The sequence below is a fragment of the Streptococcus parasanguinis genome (assembly GCF_964238605.1).
GTDB lineage: Bacteria > Bacillota > Bacilli > Lactobacillales > Streptococcaceae > Streptococcus > Streptococcus parasanguinis_AJ.
Genome location: NZ_CAXSMM010000001.1, coordinates 53304 through 75560 on the forward strand (window position 1 = coordinate 53304; position 22257 = coordinate 75560).

Consider the following 22257-nt stretch of genomic DNA (forward strand, 5'->3'; position numbering starts at 1 on the left):
ACTATAATGAATGAGTTTAATAAAGCTACAGGTAGACTCTTGTTCCTCTGCTTGTTTGCTCTTGCTTTTTTATGTTGCTACTATTTGTAATCGTCACAGCTCCAGTAGTTTTATTGAACCGACCTTTCCTATTTGATCGCCTAATAGCTAGTAGTTATCGAAGTACAGTTGGAAAATAGACAAAAGGACTCTATTTTTACGTTAGAGACCTTTTTGACAAGTAGGGGTTGAACTGTAAAGCTGGAGAAATGGTAGTAAGAGTTTTCTAACTGCTTGAAATTTGGTACACTAGAGCTATGAAGATAGAAGATACTATAAAAAAAGCAATCATTTTAGGCGCTACAGGAGGGATTGGCCGGCAATTAGCGAAAGAATTGGCACAACGTTTGGAGCATCTGATTTTAGTGGGTCGCGATGCTGACAAACTCTCCCAAGTCCAAAAAGAACTAACTGGGAGTAAGGCGCAGCTTTCAATCCTAACATTAGATATGCTAGATCAAGTGGCTCTAGAAGCTTTTGTAGAGAGTCTAGAAGCTGATCTTCTCGTCAATTGTGCGGGACTAGCCTATTTTTCCCTAGGATGTGACCTTGATTCAGCTAGTGAGCAAGACCTCTGGCAAGTCAACTACCATAGACCAGTCCAGCTAATCAAGCAGGTGGTGCAAAAGAATCAGAAGATCCAGCTGGTCCAGCTGTCTTCGTTGGCAGCTCTTTTTCCTCATCCCTATCTAGCAGCCTACAGTGCTAGCAAGGCTGCCTTGCAGACCTACACTCTTGCTCTCCAGGAGGAACTGAGGCAATCAGATTCCCCGATTCAGCTAGGTCTCTATATTCTTGGACCAGTCCAAACAGCTATTTTTCCCCAAAAACTAGTAGAAGCATTGGGTGGCAGTCGCTTGCAGATGAAGCCTGAGAAAGTCGCTCAGCAGTTGATCCGATTCATAGAAGGGGATACTTCCTATGAGATTATCGGCCTTCGCTATCGCTTGCTAGTTTGGCTAGGTCGACTGCTTCCCCAAAGATGGCTCATTCGTGTCCTCGCCAGGTATTTACGAAAGGGACTTAATTGATGAAATTCATATTTATATTTTTAGCCGTTGCTTATCTTCTCTTATTTCTCATCCGTTGGTTGCTGTCCTTTACTTATTATAAAAGAGGTCAGGCTCATATTGCGGACTTCCCAGAAGAGCTTTTTACGGTGGTTCAACCCATCCTTTCTGGGGATCCTCGTTTAGAGAGTGATTTGCGGGCCAATCTCCAGCAAACTGAAGCAGTAGAATTCTACTGGTTGATTGATCAGTCTGATATAGAAGCCCAACGAGTAGCAGATCAGATTTGCCAAGAGGCTTCCTTTGCCCAACGCATTCGAATTTTTCTCATTGAAGACGTCCCTCAGGGGATTAATCCCAAGAGTTACAAGATTGAGCAGGTTGTAGAGGAGCTGACCCGGCCTTATCTGATTGTTTTGGACGATGATAGTGTGATTGATTTTTCTAAAATGGGTGAGCTGACCGCCTATTTGGGTCAAGAGGTCATTCTGACAGGTATTCCTTATAACCAGGAGAGAAGCAATTTCTGGTCCAAGCTGGTCGCAGCATTCGTTAATGGCAATTCCTTTATTACCTATTTTACCATGGCAGAAGTTGAGGCGAATCACTCCATCAATGGGATGTTTTATATCCTGCCGGTGGAACTTGCAAAAGGTCAGAAGCTCTTCACAGCGATTAAGGATTATCTATGTGATGATTTAGCCGTAGCCGATTTTTTAAGGAGTAAAGGAGTATCCATTATCCAAACACGGGTCACCTGTAATGTTCGAACCACTATCAAGGATGCCAAGCAATATTTGCTCCAGATGAAGCGTTGGCTTCTCTTTAGCTCTATCTATCTCAAAGAACACCTGGATTGGAAGCTGTTTAGTCTCATAGGTTTACCGAGTTTTCTACCTCTTCCAACTTTGATCTTAAGTATCATTTTAGGATGGCCTTATCTTCTTCTAGCCTTAAGCTTACTAGTATTCAAGGCAGTATGGATGCTCCTCTATCGACAAAGCATCCTATCCAATCGCCTACACTTGGATGAAGTCATCTACGAAGTGCTGAATGATCTCCTGCTTCCTTGGCTGTTTATCTATGTTCTGATGACTCCTCCTGTGATAAACTGGCGGGGGCGGAAGATTCGTGTGACGGACGGAAAGATTCGTTATGAGTAAGATGAAGTCCTATCTAGACCGTTTGTCTGCTTTATCTCTTGATTATACCATGCTAAACTCTAATCGCTTGGTTCTCTTTCTCAGTGGGAGCAGTGATGTCACTTGTGCCGGGCTGACAGCTGGGCAGCTAGACCTCCTCCATGCGATTTGTCCATCAGGTTATAGAGTAGTAGAGAGTAATTTTCCCTTCAATCAAGATTTTGAACATATAAAATTTCCTCAAGTATCCCTAATGTCGGCTTCTGCATCCAATATCATCTATTATTGGCATACCATTTTGAACCCTCGCTTTCAAAAGCTCATACAACAACACTTGTCTCCCTTACTGGAAGTGCAGGAGGTGGTTCTTGTTTGTAAGAGTTCAGGGGTTAATATGCTGACGCAGTGGCTTAGAAATGTAGGGAAGGAGGTATCCTTGCCAAGGTTGCGCGTGATAGCGCTTGGACCTGTTTCCCAGCTTCTCTTACGTCAAAAGGAGGTAGAGGTATTGGTTATCAAAGGCAAAAAAGATCCTTATTCACGAATTTTGGACCGCCATTCAGCGGATATCCAAGTGGATACGAATCATTATAGCTATGAATACAGAGAAGATGTGAAAGGAATCATCTATGACTGGATTAGACAAAGTGATAAAAATCGATGTGATTAGCGTCCCCTTTAGTGGTCATTTATTTCCGACTTTGACTTTGGTCAAGCCCTTGCTGGAGGATCCTCGTTTTCAGGTTCGAGTCATCACAGGTTTTCAGAAAAAGGCATTGGTTGAGCAGATTGGTTTTGACTGCCTTGCCTTGTTTCCTGACCGTCCGACAGTCATGGAAGATATAGCCAATACAGCCAAGCAAGCAAATCTCTTTATCATGTACCAACAATTAGGGGCTAATAGCAAACTGATTCCTGAAGTTTTCAACGAGATAAATCGAATTTGGGACTCTGAAGGACAACCAGACTTGATTATTGCAGATTTCGTAGCAGCTCCTGCTGGTGTTTTAGCTGATCGTTTGGGCATTCCCTGGATTACGACCATTCCAAGTCCAGTAGCGATTGAAAGTCGCACGACAACGCCTGCTTATCTAGGTGGCTGGAAACCGCATCAGGGAATCCTCTACAAGTGGAGAGATGCTCTGGGCAGACAAGTTATCCGTCTGGCAAAGAAGGTTGGATTAGCGCTGGTTAAGAAGAATCTCGATACCCTACAGGATTTCAAATTGTACCGTGAAGATGGGACAGAAGCGATCTATTCTCCCTATTCAATCTTGGCTCTAGGCATGAAAGAGTTGGAGTTTCGAGACGATTTTCCATCCCAACTCAAATGGATCGGTTATCGCTGTCTCTCTTTTGACCACCTTCCTCAAGAACAGAAACAGTATTTTACGAGTTCTAAAAAGCGGGTCCTCGTTACCTGTGGGACCCATTTAAAGTGGGAAAAAGAGCGGATGATAGAGTTTGCAAAGCTTTTGAGCCAAGAACATCCTGACTATGTCTTTTACGTAACCTTAGGCGACCCTAATGGTTTGGAGAATCCACCCAAGATGTTGTCGGAGAATCTTTTGATCTTTGATTACCTCCCCTATTCAGATGTTCTGGATCAAATGGATTTTGCCATTCATCATGCAGGTGCTGGGATTTTGATGGGGTGTATCGAAGAGGGGATTCCTAGTCTGATTTTGCCCCAGGACTATGACCAGTTTGACAATGCGGTTCGGGCTGAGTTATTCCAAGTAGGATTGGTTTCTCGTAAAAAGACAGATTCCGAAGTTTTGCGCTTATTTAATGAATTGGTTTCTCGGGAAGATTGGTCGCACCTAAAGGCTCTGGCTCAGAAAAGCAAAGCCTACCAGCCAACAAAGATTCTTTATCAAGAAATTGAGAGACTCCTGAAAGTGAAGTTATAGAAGAAAGAGGAGGGAGAGACTCCTATTTGCTTTCTTCCATAGATCTTCTGTTTAATGAACATAAAAAACTAGAGCGCTTGCTCTAGTTTTTTGGTTGTTGATGGGTGATATTCTTTCCCCAAGGGATGAGATTTTCTTTTTTCTCTTTGATCCGTTGGATATTGTCCTTGTGACGAAGAATGATCAAGGTCGCTAGTGCCAAGACAATGATTGTAAAAAGCGGATCATAGCTGTGCAAGATCCATCCAGTCAAAGGGAGAAGGAGGACCGAAAGAATGGCGAGTAGCGCAACGGTAACACTCGAAAATGAGATCATACTGGTTAAATACAGGCTGGCTACAAAATAAACAGCTAAAATGAGTAGCAGGATAGGCGAGAAACCAAGTAAGACACCAGCACTCGTCGCCACTGCCTTTCCACCCTTAAATCCAGCAAAAATTGGGAAAGTGTGCCCCAAAACGGCTAAGAGACCAAAGACCATCGGCGAGATCCCCTGAATTCCAAAGAAAGTCGGAAGGAGAACGGCCAAAGTTCCTTTCAAGAAATCAATCGCAAAGACAATGATCCCAGCTTTCTTCCCTAAAATCCGAAAGGTATTGGTCGTTCCAGTATTGCCCGAGCCATGTTCCCGTAAATTTATATGGAAAAAGATTTTCCCAATCCATAATCCCGAAGGAATAGAGCCTAACAGATAGGCTAAAATTAAAACACTTATTTCTTTTATCATACTCTCATTATATCAAAAAGCCAACGATAGAAAAAGCAATTTCTGGAGTTCAAGTGTGACATCTGAAGAAAGTGTCCAGCCAGCTTTTTTTACTGAGATATAGAAATCTCCATATAAAGAGAAAAAATTTTGCAAAATTTCCTAAAAAACTGTAATATAGAAAAGATGAACAAACAGGAGGTTCCTTGTGGCAAAAAAGGAAATCAATATTAATAATTATAATGACGATGCCATTCAGGTACTAGAAGGGTTGGATGCAGTCCGTAAACGTCCAGGGATGTATATCGGATCGACCGACGGAAATGGCTTGCATCACATGGTCTGGGAGATCGTGGATAATGCGGTCGATGAAGCCTTGTCTGGCTTTGGATCACAAATCGATGTAACGATTAATAAAGATGGTTCGCTATCGGTAGAAGACCAGGGACGTGGGATGCCGACCGGGATGCATGCTATGGGTAAACCAACCGTTGAGGTGATCTTTACAGTCCTCCACGCCGGAGGGAAGTTTGGTCAAGGAGGCTATAAGACATCTGGAGGTCTTCACGGAGTGGGATCTTCTGTCGTCAATGCCCTTTCTAGCTGGCTAGAGGTAGAAATTACTCGTGATGGAGCTGTCTACAAGCAACGTTTTGAAGATGGTGGAAAACCAGTTACAACCCTCGAAAAGATCGGCTCTGCTCCCAAGTCTAAGACAGGGACCAAGGTCACCTTCATGCCAGATCCAACCATCTTTTCAACGACGGATTTCAAATTTAATACCATTGCTGAGCGAATCAAAGAATCAGCCTTCTTGCTGAAGGACGTGACGCTGACGCTGACCGATCTTCGTAAGGAAGAAGACAACCATGTGGCCTTTCATTATGAAAATGGTGTCCAAGATTTCGTAGAGTACTTGAACGAAGACAAGGAAACTTTGACACCTGTTCTTTACTTTAGTGGCGAATCAGATGGTTTTCAGGTAGAAGTGGCCATGCAATACAATGATGGCTACTCAGATAATATCTTGTCCTTCGTTAATAATGTCCGCACCAAAGATGGGGGAACCCACGAGACAGGTCTGAAGACAGCCATTACTAAGGCTATGAACGACTATGCAAGAAAGACAGGCCTTCTCAAAGAAAAAGACAAGAATCTGGAAGGATCAGACTACCGCGAAGGTTTGTCGGCTGTTCTCTCTATCCTGGTTCCAGAAGCTCATTTGCAGTTTGAAGGACAAACAAAAGACAAATTAGGAAGTCCCTTGGCTCGTCCAGTCGTCGATAGCATTGTTTCTGATAAATTGACCTTCTTCCTCATGGAAAATGGGGAGTTGGCTTCTAATCTCATTCGTAAGGCTATTAAAGCCCGGGATGCACGTGAAGCCGCTCGTAAAGCGCGGGATGAAAGCCGAAATGGCAAGAAGAGCAAGAAAGACAAAGGACTTTTATCTGGTAAATTGACACCAGCCCAGTCTAAAAATCCTAAGAAAAACGAACTCTATCTGGTCGAAGGAGACTCAGCCGGCGGTTCTGCCAAACAAGGACGGGACCGGAAGTTCCAAGCCATTCTTCCACTTCGTGGGAAGGTTCTTAATACTGAGAAGGCCAATATGAGTGATATCCTCAAAAACGAGGAGATCAACACCATGATCTACACCATTGGTGCTGGAGTTGGGGCAGATTTCTCAGTGGAAGATGCTAACTACGATAAGATCATTATCATGACCGATGCGGATACGGATGGTGCCCACATTCAAACCTTGCTCCTAACTTTCTTCTATCGCTATATGCGCCCTTTGGTAGAAGCAGGGCATGTCTACATTGCCCTTCCTCCTCTTTATAAGATGTCGAAAGGTAAAGGCAAGAAAGAAGAAGTAGCCTATGCTTGGACAGATAGCGAATTAGAAGAGTTGCGTCGGACCTTTGGCCGTGGAGCAACCCTTCAACGTTACAAAGGGTTGGGAGAAATGAATGCGGATCAGCTTTGGGAAACTACCATGAATCCAGAAACTCGTACCCTGATCCGTGTCACCATTGATGACTTGGCGCGTGCAGAACGCCGTGTCTCTGTCCTTATGGGAGATAAGGCTGCACCACGTCGTCAATGGATTGAAGATAACGTTAAGTTTACCCTGGAAGAAAATACGGTATTTTAATCACTTTCTACTTATAAATTAAATAAGCTGGGATGTAGAAATGGTAAGGAATCGACATGAGAACTGATACAGAAATGATGAATCTGATTTTGCAAATAGCTGATACTCTAGAAGTAGAGGCAATTGCCTTATCCGGATCACGAACGAATCCTCGGGCACCCAAAGACGAGTTTCAAGATTATGATGTGGTCTATATAGTTGAAAATCTGAACGACTTGTTATCTGATTTATCTTGGCTAGACCAGTTTGGAATGCGTCTGATTGAACAGCACAATGTCCTTGGACACCGTCGTCTGTATCTCATGCTGTTTGAAGACGGCAACCGTATCGATTTGACCCTCTGCCCCAAGGAGTCTATCCAAGAGTGGGTGGACAGCGAAGCAAATTTTGAAGTTATAAAAGACGACAAAGGCTTGTTTGAAGCCTATCAGCCTAATTCCAAGCGCTATTGGACAGCTCCGCCTACTGAAGAGGAATTTGCAGCATCCTGCAATGAATTTTGGTGGGTATCGGCTTATATCGTAAAGGCCATTCGAAGAAATCAGCTTATCTATGCGACCGACCACCTCTATGGCATTTGTCAGCAAGAACTCCTCAAGGTCTTAGCTTGGCAGGTGACAAGCGATAGGGGAGTAGTTGATATCGGAAAGAACTACAAGTATCTCTTTCACTATTTGCCTGCTGAGAAGGAGCAGGAGTTCTCAGCTTTGCTAGATCTATCTAGTTTAGAGAAGATCAGTCAATCCTTATTTTCCTCCATGAAGGGATTCGATCGAGAAGCTCAAATTCTGGCCCAAAAGATGGGATTTACTTACGATAAGGAAGTAGCTGAGAAAATGATTTCTTATGCTAAAGAGAAACTTTCTAATCATTAATTTAATCTATTTTAAACTACAGATAGGATCCTTTGGTTACTTGGTGTAACTGAATTCCTCTATATATAAAAGACTACTCAACATTCTTTGAAAGGAGTTGAACACGCCCTGAGTGCTGTGTGAAAAAGATAAATTTCTTATTTTCACTTTGTATTTTTAAGGGCTTTGTATCTTATGTCTAATATTCAAAATATGTCCCTGGAGGACATCATGGGGGAGCGCTTTGGTCGCTACTCCAAATACATTATTCAAGAGCGGGCTCTTCCTGATATTCGGGATGGCTTGAAACCTGTACAACGGCGGATCCTTTATTCTATGAATAAGGATGGCAATACCCATGACAAAGGCTACCGCAAGTCTGCCAAGTCTGTCGGAAATATCATGGGGAATTTCCACCCTCACGGGGACAGTTCTATCTATGATGCCATGGTCCGCATGTCTCAGGACTGGAAAAATCGTGAGATTCTAGTCGAAATGCACGGAAACAATGGTTCCATGGACGGTGATCCACCGGCAGCCATGCGTTATACCGAAGCACGCTTGTCTGAAATTGCGGGTTATCTTTTGCAAGATATCGAAAAGAACACAGTACCATTTGCCTGGAACTTTGACGATACAGAAAAAGAGCCAACTGTTTTGCCGGCAGCCTTTCCAAACCTCTTGGTCAATGGAGCTACAGGGATTTCAGCTGGTTACGCGACAGATATTCCGCCACACAACCTTGCTGAAGTCATCGATGCCGTGGTCTACATGATCGACCATCCATCTGCCAAGGTAGACAAGCTCATGGAGTTTTTACCTGGACCTGATTTCCCAACGGGTGCCATTATCCAAGGCCGGGATGAGATTAAGAAAGCCTATGAAACTGGTAAGGGTCGGGTGGTTGTCCGCTCTAAGACAGAGATCGAGCAGCTCAAAGGTGGTAAGCAGCAAATCGTTGTTACCGAGATCCCTTATGAGATCAACAAGGCTGTCTTGGTCAAGAAGATCGATGATGTTCGTGTCAACAACAAGGTTGCAGGTATCGCTGAGGTTCGGGATGAGTCTGACCGAGATGGTCTTCGTATTGCCATTGAGCTCAAAAAAGATGCCAATGCAGACTTGATCTTGAACTACTTGTTTAAGTACACAGATTTGCAGGTCAACTACAACTTCAATATGGTGGCGATTGACAATTATACCCCTCGTCAAGTGGGGATTGTACCGATTCTCTCTAGCTACATTGCTCACCGTCGGGATATCATTGTCGCTCGCTCGCGCTTTGATAAGGAAAAGGCCGAACGGCGTCTCCATATCGTAGAAGGCTTGATTCGCGTCATTTCAATCCTTGATGAAGTGATTGCCTTGATCCGTGCTTCTGATAATAAGGCAGATGCTAAAGAAAACCTCAAGGTCAGCTACGATTTCACGGAAGAACAAGCAGAAGCTATTGTCACTTTGCAATTGTATCGTTTGACCAATACCGATATCGTGACCTTGGAAGAAGAGCATGCCAGTCTCAAGGAGCAAATCGCAACCTTGGCAGCCATCATTGGGGATGAACGGACCATGTTTAATCTTATGAAGAAAGAGTTGCGTGAAGTCAAGAAGCTCTTTGGTAATCCGCGTCGCAGTGAGTTGCAAGACACTGCTAAAACGATCGAGATTGATACAGCCAGTCTCATTGTTGAAGAGGAAACCTTCGTCAGCGTAACCCGTGCTGGATATATCAAACGAACCTCGCCTCGTTCTTTCAATGCCTCAACACTGGAAGAAGTCGGTAAGCGAGACGATGACGAGTTGATTTTTGTAGAGCCTGCTAAGACCACTCAGCACCTCTTACTCTTTACCAACTTGGGGAATGCCATTTATCGACCAATTCACGAATTGACAGATACCAAGTGGAAGGATATCGGCGAGCACCTCAGTCAGACCTTGACCAATTTCGAGCAAGAGGAAGAAATTCTCTTTGCGGAGATTGTAGATCAGTTTGAGGGAGTAACCTACTTTGCAGCAACTCAACAAGGACAAATCAAGCGTTTTGAACGCAAAGAATTGAGCCCATGGAGGACTTATCGTTCTAAATCGACCAAGTACGCTAAGCTAAAAGACCAAGATGACCGTATTGTAGCAGTTGCGCCAGTTGTCCTTGAGGACATCATGATCATTACTAAAAATGGGTACGGGTTGCGCTTCAATATTGAAGAGGTCCCTGTCGTAGGAGCCAAAGCAGCAGGGGTCAAAGCCATTAACCTCAAAGACGGAGATCAAGTTGCTGCCGCCTTTAAGTCGACAACTCCAAGCATGTACATTTTGACTCAACGAGGCAGTCTCAAACGGATGTTACAAGACGATATTCCTGTGACCAGTCGGGCTAAACGGGGACTACAGGTTTTGCGTGAGTTGAAAAATAAACCACACCGTGTCTTCAAGGCAGGTCCAGTCTTCACTGACCAGGGAGATTTTGATCTCTTTACGAGCCAAGAAGAAGTGGCAGAACAAGATCAAATTCTTCAGATCACTTCTACAACAGGTCAGGTAACAGAAGTTGATTTAACACAATTAAGCATTTCTGAAAGAACAAGCAATGGATCCTTTGTTAACGATACTATTTCGGATCAAGAAGTTTTTTCAGCTACCATCAAATAAAAGAAAGCGTCGGTCCATTCTAGGACTGACTTTCTTTAAAAATAAATTTTCTGAAAATTGAAAATTTCGCTTGAAATTCTCATGAAATGGTGTACAATAGTGTACATAGATTGAGAAACTGAATCGACCTGCATCAGATCGACAAGGAATAGAAAGAATAAAAAGGAGCACTATCATGACAGTATCACTTGATTGGGAAAACCTTGGCTTTTCATATATGAAATTACCCTATCGCTATTTGGCACATTATCGCAATGGAGCTTGGGAAAAAGGGGAATTGACAGAAGATGCGACTTTGCATTTGTCCGAATCTTCTCCAAGTTTGCATTACGGTCAGCAAGCCTTTGAAGGGTTGAAAGCCTACCGTACAAAAGATGGAAGCGTCCAATTGTTCCGTCCAGATGAAAATGCTAAACGCTTGCAACGCACGGCTGATCGGTTGCTGATGCCTCAAGTTCCAACGGATATGTTTGTGGATGCTTGTAAGGCAGTTGTAAAAGCAAATGAAGAGTATGTACCACCGTATGGTACAGGAGCTACCCTTTACCTTCGTCCTCTTTTGATCGGTGTTGGAGATATTATTGGCGTAAAACCTGCAGATGAGTATATCTTTACCATCTTTGCAATGCCTGTCGGTAACTACTTTAAAGGTGGTTTGGTCCCAACGAACTTCTTGATTCAAGATGAGTATGACCGTGCTGCACCACATGGTACAGGGGCTGCAAAAGTTGGTGGGAACTATGCAGCAAGTATGTTGCCAGGTAAGATTGCGCATGATCGTAACTTCTCTGACGTGATTTATCTCGATCCAGCGACTCACACCAAGATTGAAGAAGTTGGTTCTGCAAACTTCTTTGGTATCACTGCTAATAACGAATTTGTGACACCATTGAGTCCGTCTATTTTGCCATCTATCACCAAGTACTCTTTGCTTTACTTGGCAGAACACCGTCTTGGTATGACACCAATTGAAGGGGATGTCTTTATCAATGACTTGGATCGCTTTGTAGAAGCAGGAGCTTGTGGTACCGCTGCTGTCATCTCTCCGATCGGAGGCGTTCAACATGGGGATGACTTCCATGTCTTCTATTCTGAAACAGAAGTAGGTCCTGTCACACGGAAGCTTTATGACGAGTTGACCGGTATCCAATTTGGTGATGTCGAAGCACCAGAAGGATGGATTTTCAAAGTCGATTAAACCGAAAGCGTCTGAGACCAAAGTGTCCAGACTTCAATGAGAAGGAGTCTTAACGAAAAAACGCAGTAGCTAATGTTTCTCTTCATTCGCTTTTAGGAATAGAAGAGTGCCGAATGACCTTTTCGGGGGTGGGAGAAAGAAGGAATTTCTAACTAAATTCTTTCTGACCCACTCCCTTTTCTCTTGCGTCATCAAGAGAATTTTTGTAAAATAGAAAAAGTGAAAAGAGGGTTGAAATGAGTAAAAAAGATAAGAAAATTGAGATTCAAATCGTTGATAGTAAAGTAACCGTCGGAAAAGACACTTTTGATGGTTTCACTTTGTCCATTGGAAAGAAAACGATTGGTGAAATTGCAGACATGGCTGGTCAATTTGCCATTATCAAAAATGGAAATGTGGATTCTCTTTACAAAAAACTTGAAAAAGCCGTTGAAATTTTGATAGAAAATTATAATTTGAATAAATAAGGGCTTGCAATCATAATAAATCAATGGTATAATAGATCCTGTTGATTTATATGGAGAGATAGCGAAGAGGCTAAACGCGGCGGACTGTAAATCCGCTCCTTCGGGTTCGGGGGTTCGAATCCCTCTCTCTCCATTAGCGTTCATTGTGACGATGATAAAGTGACTAATGTCAGCGCTCTTTTTGGGGTATAGCCAAGCGGTAAGGCAAGGGACTTTGACTCCCTCATGCGTTGGTTCGAATCCAGCTACCCCAGTTCTTAGGTAATATCAGATAAGTGATAAAATATCTATCCAGGTATTTTATTTCTTTATAGGATGAGTCGTTAAAGATTGTAGTTGATCTCATTGCGAGTGCTTGCTTAGGAAAAATAATTATAAGTATGTCAAGTTTTAGAAAACTTGATTGTTGGAGGATTTTTTAGATGAATGAATTTGAAGATTTGCTAAACAGTGTTAGCCAAGTTGAACCAGGTGACGTTGTTACTGCTGAAGTATTGACAGTTGACGCGAACCAAGCTAACGTTGCAATCTCTGGAACTGGTGTCGAAGGTGTCTTGACTCTTCGCGAATTGACAAACGATCGTGATGCTGACATCAACGACTTGGTAAAACCAGGTGAAACACTTGAATTGCTTGTTCTTCGTCAAGTAGTTGGTAAAGATACTGATACAGTAACTTACCTTGTATCTAAAAAACGTTTGGAAGCTCGCAAAGCATGGGACAAATTGGTTGGACGTGAAGAAGAAGTTGTTACTGTTAAAGGAACTCGCGCTGTTAAGGGCGGACTTTCAGTAGAATTTGAAGGACTTCGTGGATTTATTCCAGCTTCAATGCTTGATACTCGTTTTGTACGTAACACTGAACGTTTCGTAGGTCAAGAATTTGATGCTAAAATCAAAGAAGTAGATCCAAAAGAAAACCGCTTTATCCTTTCACGTCGTGAAGTTGTTGAAGCTGAATCAGCTGCAGCACGCGCAGAAGTATTTGGTAAATTGAACGTTGGTGATGTCGTAACTGGTAAAGTTGCACGTATTACAAGCTTCGGTGCCTTCATCGACCTTGGTGGTGTTGATGGATTGGTTCACTTGACAGAATTGTCACACGAACGCAACGTATCACCTAAATCAGTTGTAACTGTTGGTGAAGAAATCCAAGTGAAAGTTCTTGACTTGAACGAAGAAGAAGGTCGTGTATCACTTTCATTGAAAGCTACAACACCTGGACCTTGGGATGGCGTTGAACAAAAATTGGCTGCTGGTGATGTTATCGAAGGAACTGTTAAACGTTTGACTGACTTCGGTGCATTCGTTGAAGTATTGCCAGGTATCGATGGTCTTGTACACATCTCACAAATTTCACACAAACGTGTTGAAAATCCAAAAGATGTTCTTAAAGTTGGACAAGAAGTAACTGTTAAAGTTCTTGAAGTAAATGCTGCAGATGAACGTGTATCACTTTCTATCAAAGCTCTTGAAGAACGTCCAGCTCAAGAAGAAGGCGAAAAACAAGAAAAACGTCAATCTCGCCCACGTCGTCCAAAACAAGAAAAACGCGACTTTGATCTTCCAGAAACTCAAACTGGATTCTCAATGGCTGACTTGTTTGGCGATATCGAATTGTAATATTAAACAGAGGCTGGGACAAAAGTCCTAGCCTCTCAATTATTTTTGGATTGTTGAGCAAGACGAAGTGGTTGAGTGGGCTCTACTACGCTGATTTCATCAGCTTTTACAGCCCTACTCAACTGTGCGGAGGTGGGACGACGAAATCGAATTCTAACGAATTACCGATTTCTGTCCCACTCTCTTTTTTACTTGTAAAATCCTTGAGAATTTGATATACTATAACAGTTGCCACCCTTAGTGTAATGGATATCACGTAAGATTCCGGTTCTTGAGATGGGGGTTCGATTCCCTCAGGGTGGAAAGAAGAAAAGGTTGAGAAGTCTCTCAGCCTTTTTATCTTATGTTCATAGCTCAAAAAAAGACTCTCAAATTTGAGAGTCTTTTCTAATTGAATTAGTTGATAGATGCTTCTTGGAATTCAGGGTTTTTCCATGCTTCATCAATGATTGCTTGCAATTCATCAGCAGAAGCTTTCATTTTTTGTTGTTCTGCATCGTTCAATGGGATGTTCACTGGACGTACAATACCGTGTGCACCTACGATGGCAGGTTGACCGATAAAGACGTTGCTAACACCATATTGACCTTCTTGGAATACAGAAAGTGGAAGTACTGCATTTTCATCATCAAGGATTGCTTTAGTGATACGAGCAAGGGCAACAGCGATACCGTAGTATGTAGCACCTTTTTTGTTGATGATAGTGTAAGCAGCGTCACGAACGCCTTCAAACAATTCAATCAATTCAGTTTCTTGAACGTTTTGAGTATCTTTAAGGAATTCTTCAAGGTTTACACCAGCGATGTTAGCGTGTGACCATACTGCGAATTCTGAGTCACCGTGTTCACCCATGATGTAGGCGTGTACTGAACGAGCGTCCACATCCAATTTTTCAGCCAAAGCTTGACGGAAACGAGCTGAGTCAAGAGAAGTACCTGATCCGATAACACGTTCTTTAGGGAATCCAGAGAATTTCCATGTAGAGTATGTCAATACGTCAACTGGGTTAGCAGCTACAAGGAAGATACCGTTAAATCCAGATTTCACAACTTCTGTAACGATTGATTTGTTGATCGCAAGGTTTTTACCAACAAGGTCAAGGCGTGTTTCACCTGGTTTTTGAGGAGCACCTGCAGTAATTACAACAAGGTCAGCGTCTGCACAGTCAGCGTACTCAGCCGCATAGATCTTCTTAGGTGAAGTGAAGGCAAGGGCGTGGCTAAGGTCAAGCGCATCTCCAACAGCTTTTTCGTGCAATTGAGGAATTTCGATAATTCCAAGCTCTTGTGCAATTCCTTGGTTGACAAGTGCAAATGCATAAGATGAACCTACGGCACCGTCACCGACAAGGATAACTTTTTTGTGTTGTTTAGTCAAATTCATGAGTCTAAACGTCTCCTTCATATTTTTTTGAGATAGATTCTCATACGTCTTCATTCTACCACTTTTGAAAGTCTTTGTCATCTGATACAGTATGAATCCTTGATGTAAACGTTTTTACATTTGTACTCCTTAGAAGAAAAATAGGCTAAAATGTGTTATAATAGTATGGTGAATTAAGTAAAGAGAGGCATTTTTTGAATGCAGGATAAGAATCTAATTGATGTGAATTTAACATCAGAAATGAAGACGAGTTTTATCGATTATGCCATGAGTGTTATCGTTGCTCGTGCCCTCCCTGATGTTCGTGATGGTTTGAAACCTGTTCACCGTCGTATTTTGTACGGAATGAATGAATTGGGTGTTACACCAGATAAACCACATAAGAAGTCAGCCCGTATCACAGGGGATGTTATGGGTAAATACCACCCACACGGAGATTCCTCTATTTATGAAGCCATGGTTCGGATGGCGCAATGGTGGAGTTATCGCTACATGTTAGTGGACGGTCATGGAAACTTTGGTTCCATGGACGGTGATGGAGCTGCTGCACAACGGTATACCGAAGCTCGTATGAGTAAGATCGCTCTTGAAATGTTGCGGGATATCAATAAAAATACAGTTGATTTCGCTGATAACTATGATGCCAGTGAGCGCGAACCTTTGGTCCTACCTGCACGTTTCCCTAACCTTCTCGTCAATGGTGCTACTGGGATTGCCGTTGGGATGGCAACCAATATTCCTCCTCACAATTTGGGAGAAACCATTGACGCAGTGAAGCTGATGATGGACAATCCTGAGGTAACGACCCGTGAACTCATGGAAGTTCTTCCTGGTCCAGATTTTCCAACCGGAGCCTTGGTCATGGGGAAATCAGGTATTCATAAGGCCTATGAAACAGGAAAAGGATCGATCGTCCTTCGCTCTCGTACAGAGATTGAAGTGACTAAGAGTGGTCGTGAACGGATTGTCGTTACCGAGTTCCCTTATATGGTCAACAAAACCAAGGTTCACGAACATATCGTTCGCTTGGTGCAAGAAAAACGGATTGAAGGGATTACAGCTGTACGTGATGAGTCTAACCGTGAAGGGGTTCGATTTGTGATCGAGGTCCGTAGGGATGCTTCGGCTAATGTCATTTTGAACAACCTCTTTAAGATGACGCAAATGCAAACCAACTTTGGCTTCAATATGTTGGCGATTCAAAACGGTGTTCCAAAGATCCTTTCTCTTCGTCAAATTTTAGGTGCTTATATCGAGCACCAAACAGAAGTGGTGACTCGCCGGACCATCTTTGATAAAGAAAAAGCTGAAGCTCGTGCCCATATTTTAGAAGGCTTGCTCATTGCCTTGGATCACATCGATGAAGTGATCCGGATCATCCGCAATAGCCAGACAGACGCTGAAGCACAAGCTGAATTGATGGCTAAATTCAAGCTCTCTGAACGTCAAAGTCAAGCCATTTTGGACATGCGTCTTCGTCGTTTGACTGGTTTGGAACGAGACAAGATCCAAAGTGAATACGATGATTTGGTTGCCCTGATTGCTGATTTGGCTGATATTTTAGCTAAACCAGAACGTGTGGCTACCATCATCAAGGAAGAACTGGAAGAAGTCAAACGCAAGTTTGGCGATGCTCGTCGAACTGAGTTGATGATCGGAGAAGTCCTTTCTCTTGAAGATGAGGACTTGATTGAAGAAACAGATGTCTTGATCACCCTTTCTAACAAAGGCTACATCAAACGTTTGGATCAAGCGGAATTTACGGCTCAAAAACGTGGTGGACGTGGTGTTCAGGGAACTGGTGTCAAAGATGATGACTTTGTCCGTGAACTGGTCTCTACGAGCACTCATGATCACTTGCTCTTCTTTACCAATAAGGGGCGTGTCTATCGTCTGAAAGGTTATGAGATTCCAGAATATGGCCGGACAGCTAAAGGATTACCAATCGTCAACCTCTTAAAATTGGACGAAGGTGAATCGATTCAAACCATTATCAATGTGGAGCAAGACCGCAGTGACGAAGCTTATCTCTTCTTTACGACGCGACAAGGTTTAGTCAAGCGGACCAATGTAGCTGAATTTTCGAATATTCGTCAGAACGGTCTCAAAGCTCTGAATCTACGTGATGAGGATGAATTGATCAATGTCTTCCTTACAGATGGCAATGCTGACGTTATTATCGGTACCAAGTATGGTTATTCTGTCCGCTTTAATGAGGCTGTAGTCCGGAATATGGGACGTTCTGCCACAGGTGTACGTGGTGTGAATCTCCGTGAAGGAGACAAGGTTGTTGGGGCTAGCGTCGTTACGGATCAAGATGAAGTATTGATCATCACTGAAAAAGGGTATGGTAAGCGGACAATGGCTGGCGAATACCCAACCAAAGGCCGTGGCGGTAAAGGAATCAAGACAGCCAATATTACAGAGAAAAATGGTTCCTTAGCGGGTCTTTTAACCGTTAAAGGGGATGAAGATCTGATGATCATTACCGATACAGGAGTCATGATCCGCACAGGTGTGGCTAACATTTCTCAAACGGGTCGTTCAACTCAGGGTGTGAAAGTCATGAGACTGGATCAGGATGCGAAAATTGTGACCTTTACAACTGTCCAGCCTGATGAAAAAGATGAAGAAGTAGTGGAAGAAAACGAATAGATAAGGGGACAGCATGTCACGCAAAAGAAAAAAGAAAAAGAGTTTACGCAATACTCTTATCAACATCGTTGCAACACTTTTGATTATTCTCTCGCTTCTCTTGATTTTCAATGCTCCGATCCGAAACATGATTATGGTTTGGCATACCAACCAATATCAGGTTAGTAAGGTCGATAAAAAAACCATTGATAAGAATAAAGAAGTGAAGACGAGCTTTGATTTCCAACATGTCCAGTCACTCTCGACGGAAGCCGTCATCAATGCCCAATGGCAAGCTCAAAAGCTACCAGTAATTGGGGGGATTTCGATTCCTGAATTAAACATGAACCTTCCGATCTTTAAGGGGCTTGAAAATGTAGCCCTCTACTACGGAGCAGGGACCATGAAGGAAAACCAAGTCATGGGGCAAGGCAATTATTCTCTAGCTAGTCACCATGTATTTGGCCTAACTGGAGCAAATGCCATGTTATTCTCACCGTTAGAGAAAGCCAAGGCAGGAATGAAGATCTACATCACGGACAAAGAAAAAATCTATACTTATGTCATCTCGTCTGTTGAGACAGTGACTCCAGACCGTGTAGATGTGATTCAAGATCGTGAAGGCGTCAATGAGATCACCTTGGTGACCTGTGAGGATGCTGCAGCGACTTACCGTACGATTGTAAAAGGGAATTTGGAAACTTCTGTTGACTATGACAAGGCTCCAAAAGACATCCTGGATTCATTCAGCAAGTCTTATAATCAAATGCAACTTTAAGAAAATAAAGCCCGAGACAGAAATGTCTGGGCTTTTTCTATGTAGGAAGCTAGGAGAAATTCTTGTAAAATTGTAAGAGATTGGTAATATAATGTAAGGAACTTGTCATAATATTAAGGGAAAATCAGTATATAATAAAGGGGAAAGAGTATGATAAGGAGGTAGAATAGTGACAAAAGAGCGAATTTACCATCTCTTGCATCATTTCTATAATCTCTTAGTAAACGATTTTCCACGAAATGGTTTAATTACGAAAGGAATCTATGAAGTAGAGCAGGTCTACCAAGCTTTAGAGGCCATTCCTCAGAGCCAGGAGTACTTGATTCGCTGTGAAATTCAACAGTTTTTAAAAGAGCTTGAACAAGTTCAAACAGGTTACCAGATCCGCTTTAATAAAGATGAAGTCTTAGTGTTAGATGATTTGAAGGAAGAAATTGCCTGTAAATAATGCAAGGTCGTCGTTTTCTCTATTTATTACGAATTAATAAGTGAGGAGGAAATTATGTACGACATATCATTTATTGAACCATCTTTGCTTCCTAGAGAACGTTTGGTTTCTGAAGGGGTAGATAAGCTGAGTCATCAGGAATTGTTATCCATTCTCTTACGGACAGGTAACAAGCAAAAAAGCGTTTATGAGATTGCACAAGGTCTTTTGAGCTCGGTAAATAGTTTAAAGGAGTTAGGGCAATTAACCCTAGAGGAGCTACAGGAAATCTCTGGCATTGGGCGAGTGAAGGCCATCGAACTTCAGGCTGTTATTGAGTTTGGACGAAGGATTCATAAAGATGAACTAATGAGTTCCGAACAAATCATGAGTAGTCAGAAATTGGCCCATAAAATTCAACAGGAAATTGGCCATAAAAAGCAGGAGCACCTAGTTGCCCTTTATTTGAATACCCAAAATGAAATTATTCATCAACAGACGATCTTTATTGGAACAGTGAATCGAAGTATCGCGGAGCCGCGTGAAATCCTGCATTATGCACTGAAGCACATGGCAACCTCCATTATCTTGGCTCACAATCATCCATCTGGTGCTGTGTTCCCCAGTAAAAATGATGATGAAGTCACTCAGCGAGTCTTAGAGGCCTGTGAAGTAATGGGGTTGACCCTATTGGATCATTTGATTGTATCCGAAGAAAACTACTATAGTTATCGAGAAGAAACGGATTATTTGGTATAAAAAAGGTTGGAACCTTCTTGTTCCAACCTTTTTGTTGTTGAAGTATAAGTCTTTATTCTTCGTTTTTACGCATAAAATAAAGAAGTGTTTGCAATTCACTAGTAAGATCGACATATTGGACAACAACCTCTTTAGGAACTGTCAGATGGACTGGAGAAAAGCTTAGAATTCCTTTGACACCAGCATCTACTAAAAGACTAGCAACTTCTTGAGCCTTAACACTTGGAACAGTTAGAATGGCTGTTTGAATGCCTTCTTTTTTGAGATTCTCTTTGATCGTAGAAATCCCATAAATGGGGATCCCATCCTTACTTTTGGTATTAATCAGTTCATGATCATCTACATCAAAAGCCATGACAATTTTCATTTTATTTCGCTCATGGAAACGGTAATTAAGAAGGGCGCTTCCCATATTTCCGATCCCAACAATAGCGACATTAGTAATAGCATTGTCATTTAAAAGATCTGCAAAGAAGTTCATCAGTTTTTTTACATCATAACCAAATCCACGTCTTCCCAATTCACCAAAATAAGAAAAATCTCTGCGAACAGTAGCAGAGTCAATCCCAATTGCATCCGCAATTTGCTTGGAATTGGCGCGCTCTATTTTTTCAGAGTTAAAGCGTTTAAAAATGCGGTAGTAGAGCGATAAGCGTTTTGCTGTTGCGCGTGGAATTGGAGTATTTTTATCATGTTTCACAATATCACAACCTTTCCCTCTTATTGTATAGGAAGATTGTGAAAAAATCAACTATCTTGAACGGTTTTTCAAAAATATTTTTGTCTAAAGAAAAAGCTGATGGTGATGGGAGAGTTCCATCAGCATCAGCTTAGTTTTCAGCTTGCTCTACCTTTTTCAAAAAAGCATAGAGCCCATCGACTCTCCCCTTATAGGGGAGTTTTTCACCCTTGTATTCAATGGAAACAATTGAGTAAGAGTCAGGCAGGGTTACACAGCCTGAAAATGCTAGGATGCAGGCTGCAAGGTCGGGATAAGTAGTCATTCGTTCTACTTGGTAAGCGTCGATATAAGTTAGGGTTACCATATTAGACCTCTGTTTTGTTGAAAATTTCTCTTTCGACAAGACTATCCATTAGGAAATAAAATTTTTGTTGGATAATGTCATTTTCTGGATTTTTAAAGATATTCACCAGACGAAGTCCAGACTTATCTGTAATATTGATTTTAAAACCTGTGAGGTCTTTGTTGAAGATAATTTTAAGCAAGAAGCCTTCACCGCTATTTGGAACAGCTTCGAGCAAACGATTTAACTCGTAATTTCCAACTTTTGTAACAGCAAATGTATTGTCACGTAAGGTATATTTTTTAACATTTGGGTGTAGACTATAGGTATATTTGCAGTCTTTCAATGAAACACTTGTTTCAAAAGTCATATTGTTCTCCTATGATAAAATTTCTTTAAGTTTTGAGAGGAAGTCTTGAACCTCCTCTACGGTATTGAGTTCTGAAAAACTAATTCGAAGGGATTCTTTTAGGCGTGAGCTATCTTTTCCATAGAGCGCCTCAAGGACATGGCTGGGTTGAACTGTACCGGCGGTACAAGCAGAACCTGTAGAGACAGAAATTCCAGCAAGATCGAGTCGCATCAATAATACATCATTTTGGACACCCGGAAAGCCAAGGTTCCAAACAAATGGAAGATGATCGTCATTCGCATTTACGTAGTAGTCGTAGGCTGCTAAACCATTGACTAGTTCCTGGCCAAGTTTTTGAACCTGGTTGAAATTTTCTTCTTGATGAAGTGTAGCTTGCTGAAGCGCAGTTGCCATCCCGACAATAGAAATGAGATTTTCCGTGCTGGCTCTCATCTTACTTTCCTGATCCCCACCATGGATGAGATTATCAAAGTCTGGGACAGTTGCATAAAGGAAACCAACTCCCTTTGGTCCATGGAATTTGTGGGCAGAAGCACTGAGAAAATCAATTCCCAACTCTTCGGGATAGACAGGGACCTTTCCGATTGCTTGGACAGCATCAACGTGAAAGGCAGCTGGATGATCTTTTAAGAGTTCTCCGATTTCTTTAATCGGTAGAAGATCGCCAGTCTCGTTATTGGCAAACATGGTAGAGACAAGAATAGTATCCGGTCTAAGAGCGGCCTTGATATCACTAGCCAGAATGCGTCCAACTCTTGGTTGGACGATCGTAACTTCAAAACCGAAACGTTCTACAAGGTATTCGATGGGTTCTAGAACCGCATGGTGTTCCAAAGCGGTCGTAATGATGTGTTTGCCATCTGCTTGGTGTTTCAAGCAGTAGCCTTTTATAACGGTATTATTACTTTCTGATCCACCTGAAGTGAAGAAAATACGATTTGGAAGAGTATGGAGAGACTGAGCAATCTGCTCGCGAGATTCTCGGAGAAGTTTACTAGCCATCCGTCCATGAGCATGAAGGCTCGATGGATTTCCAAATGTGGTCTTCATAGTTTCAGACATTTTATCAATGACTTCAGGTAGAAGGGGAGTTGTTGCGGCATTATCAAAATATATCACA

At 42.3% G+C, this 22257-nt stretch carries 20 protein-coding genes and 3 tRNA genes; 17 read left to right on the forward strand and 6 right to left on the reverse strand.

The annotated features are described in order from the left end of the window. The first annotated feature begins 296 nt into the window (after window positions 1–296). The 4 genes from ACESR9_RS00290 to ACESR9_RS00305 are packed head-to-tail and all read left to right on the forward strand — an operon-like array spanning window position 297 to window position 4104. Window positions 297–1070 carry an SDR family NAD(P)-dependent oxidoreductase gene (locus tag ACESR9_RS00290; protein ID WP_373104856.1) on the forward strand — a complete coding sequence of 258 codons (774 nt, stop codon included), beginning with the start codon at window positions 297–299 and terminating at the stop codon, window positions 1068–1070. Further along, complete coding sequence (locus ACESR9_RS00295; protein ID WP_373104858.1) at window positions 1070–2212, forward strand: glycosyltransferase; 1143 nt, start codon at window positions 1070–1072, stop codon at window positions 2210–2212. The genes ACESR9_RS00290 and ACESR9_RS00295 overlap by 1 nt, the downstream gene beginning before the upstream one ends. Further along, window positions 2205–2861 carry a hypothetical protein gene (locus tag ACESR9_RS00300; protein ID WP_373104859.1) on the forward strand — a complete coding sequence of 219 codons (657 nt, stop codon included), beginning with the start codon at window positions 2205–2207 and terminating at the stop codon, window positions 2859–2861. The genes ACESR9_RS00295 and ACESR9_RS00300 overlap by 8 nt, the downstream gene beginning before the upstream one ends. Further along, entirely contained in the window at window positions 2821–4104 is a 1284-nt protein-coding gene (locus ACESR9_RS00305; RefSeq protein WP_373104860.1) for a glycosyltransferase, read from the forward strand. Before ACESR9_RS00300 ends, ACESR9_RS00305 begins: the two co-directional genes overlap by 41 nt. Window positions 4105–4186: 82 nt before the next feature. Here ACESR9_RS00305 and plsY read toward each other — a convergent pair whose 3' ends face one another. Continuing rightward, on the reverse strand, window positions 4187–4831 hold the full coding sequence (plsY, locus tag ACESR9_RS00310) for a glycerol-3-phosphate 1-O-acyltransferase PlsY (protein WP_031576989.1): 645 nt from the start codon (window positions 4829–4831) through the stop codon (window positions 4187–4189). Between the two features lie 187 nt (window positions 4832–5018). Here plsY and parE point away from each other — a divergent pair, with 187 nt between their 5' ends. The 9 genes from parE to ACESR9_RS00355 all read left to right on the forward strand — a co-directional run bounded on the left by parE (window position 5019) and on the right by ACESR9_RS00355 (window position 14061). Continuing rightward, the gene (gene parE, locus ACESR9_RS00315) at window positions 5019–6968 is read left to right on the forward strand and encodes a DNA topoisomerase IV subunit B (protein WP_003007156.1); all 1950 of its coding nucleotides are present in this window, start codon (window positions 5019–5021) and stop codon (window positions 6966–6968) included. A 56-nt stretch (window positions 6969–7024) separates the two neighbouring features. Continuing rightward, a complete protein-coding gene (locus tag ACESR9_RS00320) occupies window positions 7025–7843 on the forward strand; it encodes an aminoglycoside 6-adenylyltransferase (protein ID WP_373104863.1) in 819 nt (272 codons plus the stop codon). A gap of 174 nt (window positions 7844–8017) precedes the next feature. Continuing rightward, the gene (parC, locus tag ACESR9_RS00325; protein WP_042766161.1) at window positions 8018–10471 is read left to right on the forward strand and encodes a DNA topoisomerase IV subunit A; all 2454 of its coding nucleotides are present in this window, start codon (window positions 8018–8020) and stop codon (window positions 10469–10471) included. A 175-nt stretch (window positions 10472–10646) separates the two neighbouring features. Further along, window positions 10647–11669, forward strand: coding sequence for a branched-chain amino acid aminotransferase (locus ACESR9_RS00330; protein ID WP_155199562.1), 1023 nt, complete (start codon window positions 10647–10649; stop codon window positions 11667–11669). A gap of 236 nt (window positions 11670–11905) precedes the next feature. After that, on the forward strand, window positions 11906–12136 hold the full coding sequence (locus ACESR9_RS00335) for a DUF2969 domain-containing protein (protein WP_003003589.1): 231 nt from the start codon (window positions 11906–11908) through the stop codon (window positions 12134–12136). A 52-nt stretch (window positions 12137–12188) separates the two neighbouring features. Continuing rightward, window positions 12189–12269: transfer RNA gene (locus tag ACESR9_RS00340), tRNA-Tyr, on the forward strand. Between the two features lie 49 nt (window positions 12270–12318). Then, window positions 12319–12390, forward strand: a tRNA-Gln gene (locus ACESR9_RS00345). 168 nt (window positions 12391–12558) lie between these two features. Further along, a complete protein-coding gene (gene rpsA, locus ACESR9_RS00350) occupies window positions 12559–13758 on the forward strand; it encodes a 30S ribosomal protein S1 (RefSeq protein ID WP_003011990.1) in 1200 nt (399 codons plus the stop codon). 231 nt (window positions 13759–13989) lie between these two features. Continuing rightward, window positions 13990–14061: transfer RNA gene (locus ACESR9_RS00355), tRNA-Arg, on the forward strand. Window positions 14062–14154: 93 nt separating this feature from the next. Here the strand turns inward: ACESR9_RS00355 and ACESR9_RS00360 are convergent. Continuing rightward, on the reverse strand, window positions 14155–15141 hold the full coding sequence (locus ACESR9_RS00360) for an L-lactate dehydrogenase (RefSeq protein ID WP_003014794.1): 987 nt from the start codon (window positions 15139–15141) through the stop codon (window positions 14155–14157). A 198-nt stretch (window positions 15142–15339) separates the two neighbouring features. Here ACESR9_RS00360 and gyrA point away from each other — a divergent pair, with 198 nt between their 5' ends. From gyrA to radC, 4 genes are all read left to right on the forward strand, one after another. Next, on the forward strand, window positions 15340–17796 hold the full coding sequence (gyrA, locus tag ACESR9_RS00365) for a DNA gyrase subunit A (protein ID WP_373104865.1): 2457 nt from the start codon (window positions 15340–15342) through the stop codon (window positions 17794–17796). A 13-nt stretch (window positions 17797–17809) separates the two neighbouring features. Continuing rightward, window positions 17810–18553, forward strand: coding sequence for a class A sortase (locus ACESR9_RS00370; RefSeq protein ID WP_014713268.1), 744 nt, complete (start codon window positions 17810–17812; stop codon window positions 18551–18553). A 169-nt stretch (window positions 18554–18722) separates the two neighbouring features. Then, a complete protein-coding gene (locus ACESR9_RS00375; RefSeq protein WP_049474901.1) occupies window positions 18723–19001 on the forward strand; it encodes a hypothetical protein in 279 nt (92 codons plus the stop codon). Window positions 19002–19055: 54 nt separating this feature from the next. Further along, window positions 19056–19739 carry a RadC family protein gene (gene radC, locus ACESR9_RS00380; RefSeq protein ID WP_049506208.1) on the forward strand — a complete coding sequence of 228 codons (684 nt, stop codon included), beginning with the start codon at window positions 19056–19058 and terminating at the stop codon, window positions 19737–19739. A 52-nt stretch (window positions 19740–19791) separates the two neighbouring features. Here the strand turns inward: radC and ACESR9_RS00385 are convergent, their stop codons facing one another. From ACESR9_RS00385 to ACESR9_RS00400, 4 genes are all read right to left on the reverse strand, one after another. Next, window positions 19792–20439: a redox-sensing transcriptional repressor Rex gene (locus tag ACESR9_RS00385; RefSeq protein ID WP_049506210.1), complete on the reverse strand. Its 648-nt coding sequence runs from the start codon at window positions 20437–20439 to the stop codon at window positions 19792–19794. A gap of 130 nt (window positions 20440–20569) precedes the next feature. Further along, window positions 20570–20785, reverse strand: coding sequence for a DUF4649 family protein (locus ACESR9_RS00390; protein ID WP_003015144.1), 216 nt, complete (start codon window positions 20783–20785; stop codon window positions 20570–20572). Window position 20786: 1 nt separating this feature from the next. After that, window positions 20787–21134, reverse strand: a complete 348-nt coding sequence (locus ACESR9_RS00395; protein ID WP_373104867.1) for a DUF1831 domain-containing protein — start codon at window positions 21132–21134, stop codon at window positions 20787–20789. Window positions 21135–21143: 9 nt separating this feature from the next. Continuing rightward, on the reverse strand, window positions 21144–22256 hold the full coding sequence (locus tag ACESR9_RS00400; protein WP_373104869.1) for a cysteine desulfurase family protein: 1113 nt from the start codon (window positions 22254–22256) through the stop codon (window positions 21144–21146). Between the last annotated feature and the right edge of the window lies 1 nt (window position 22257).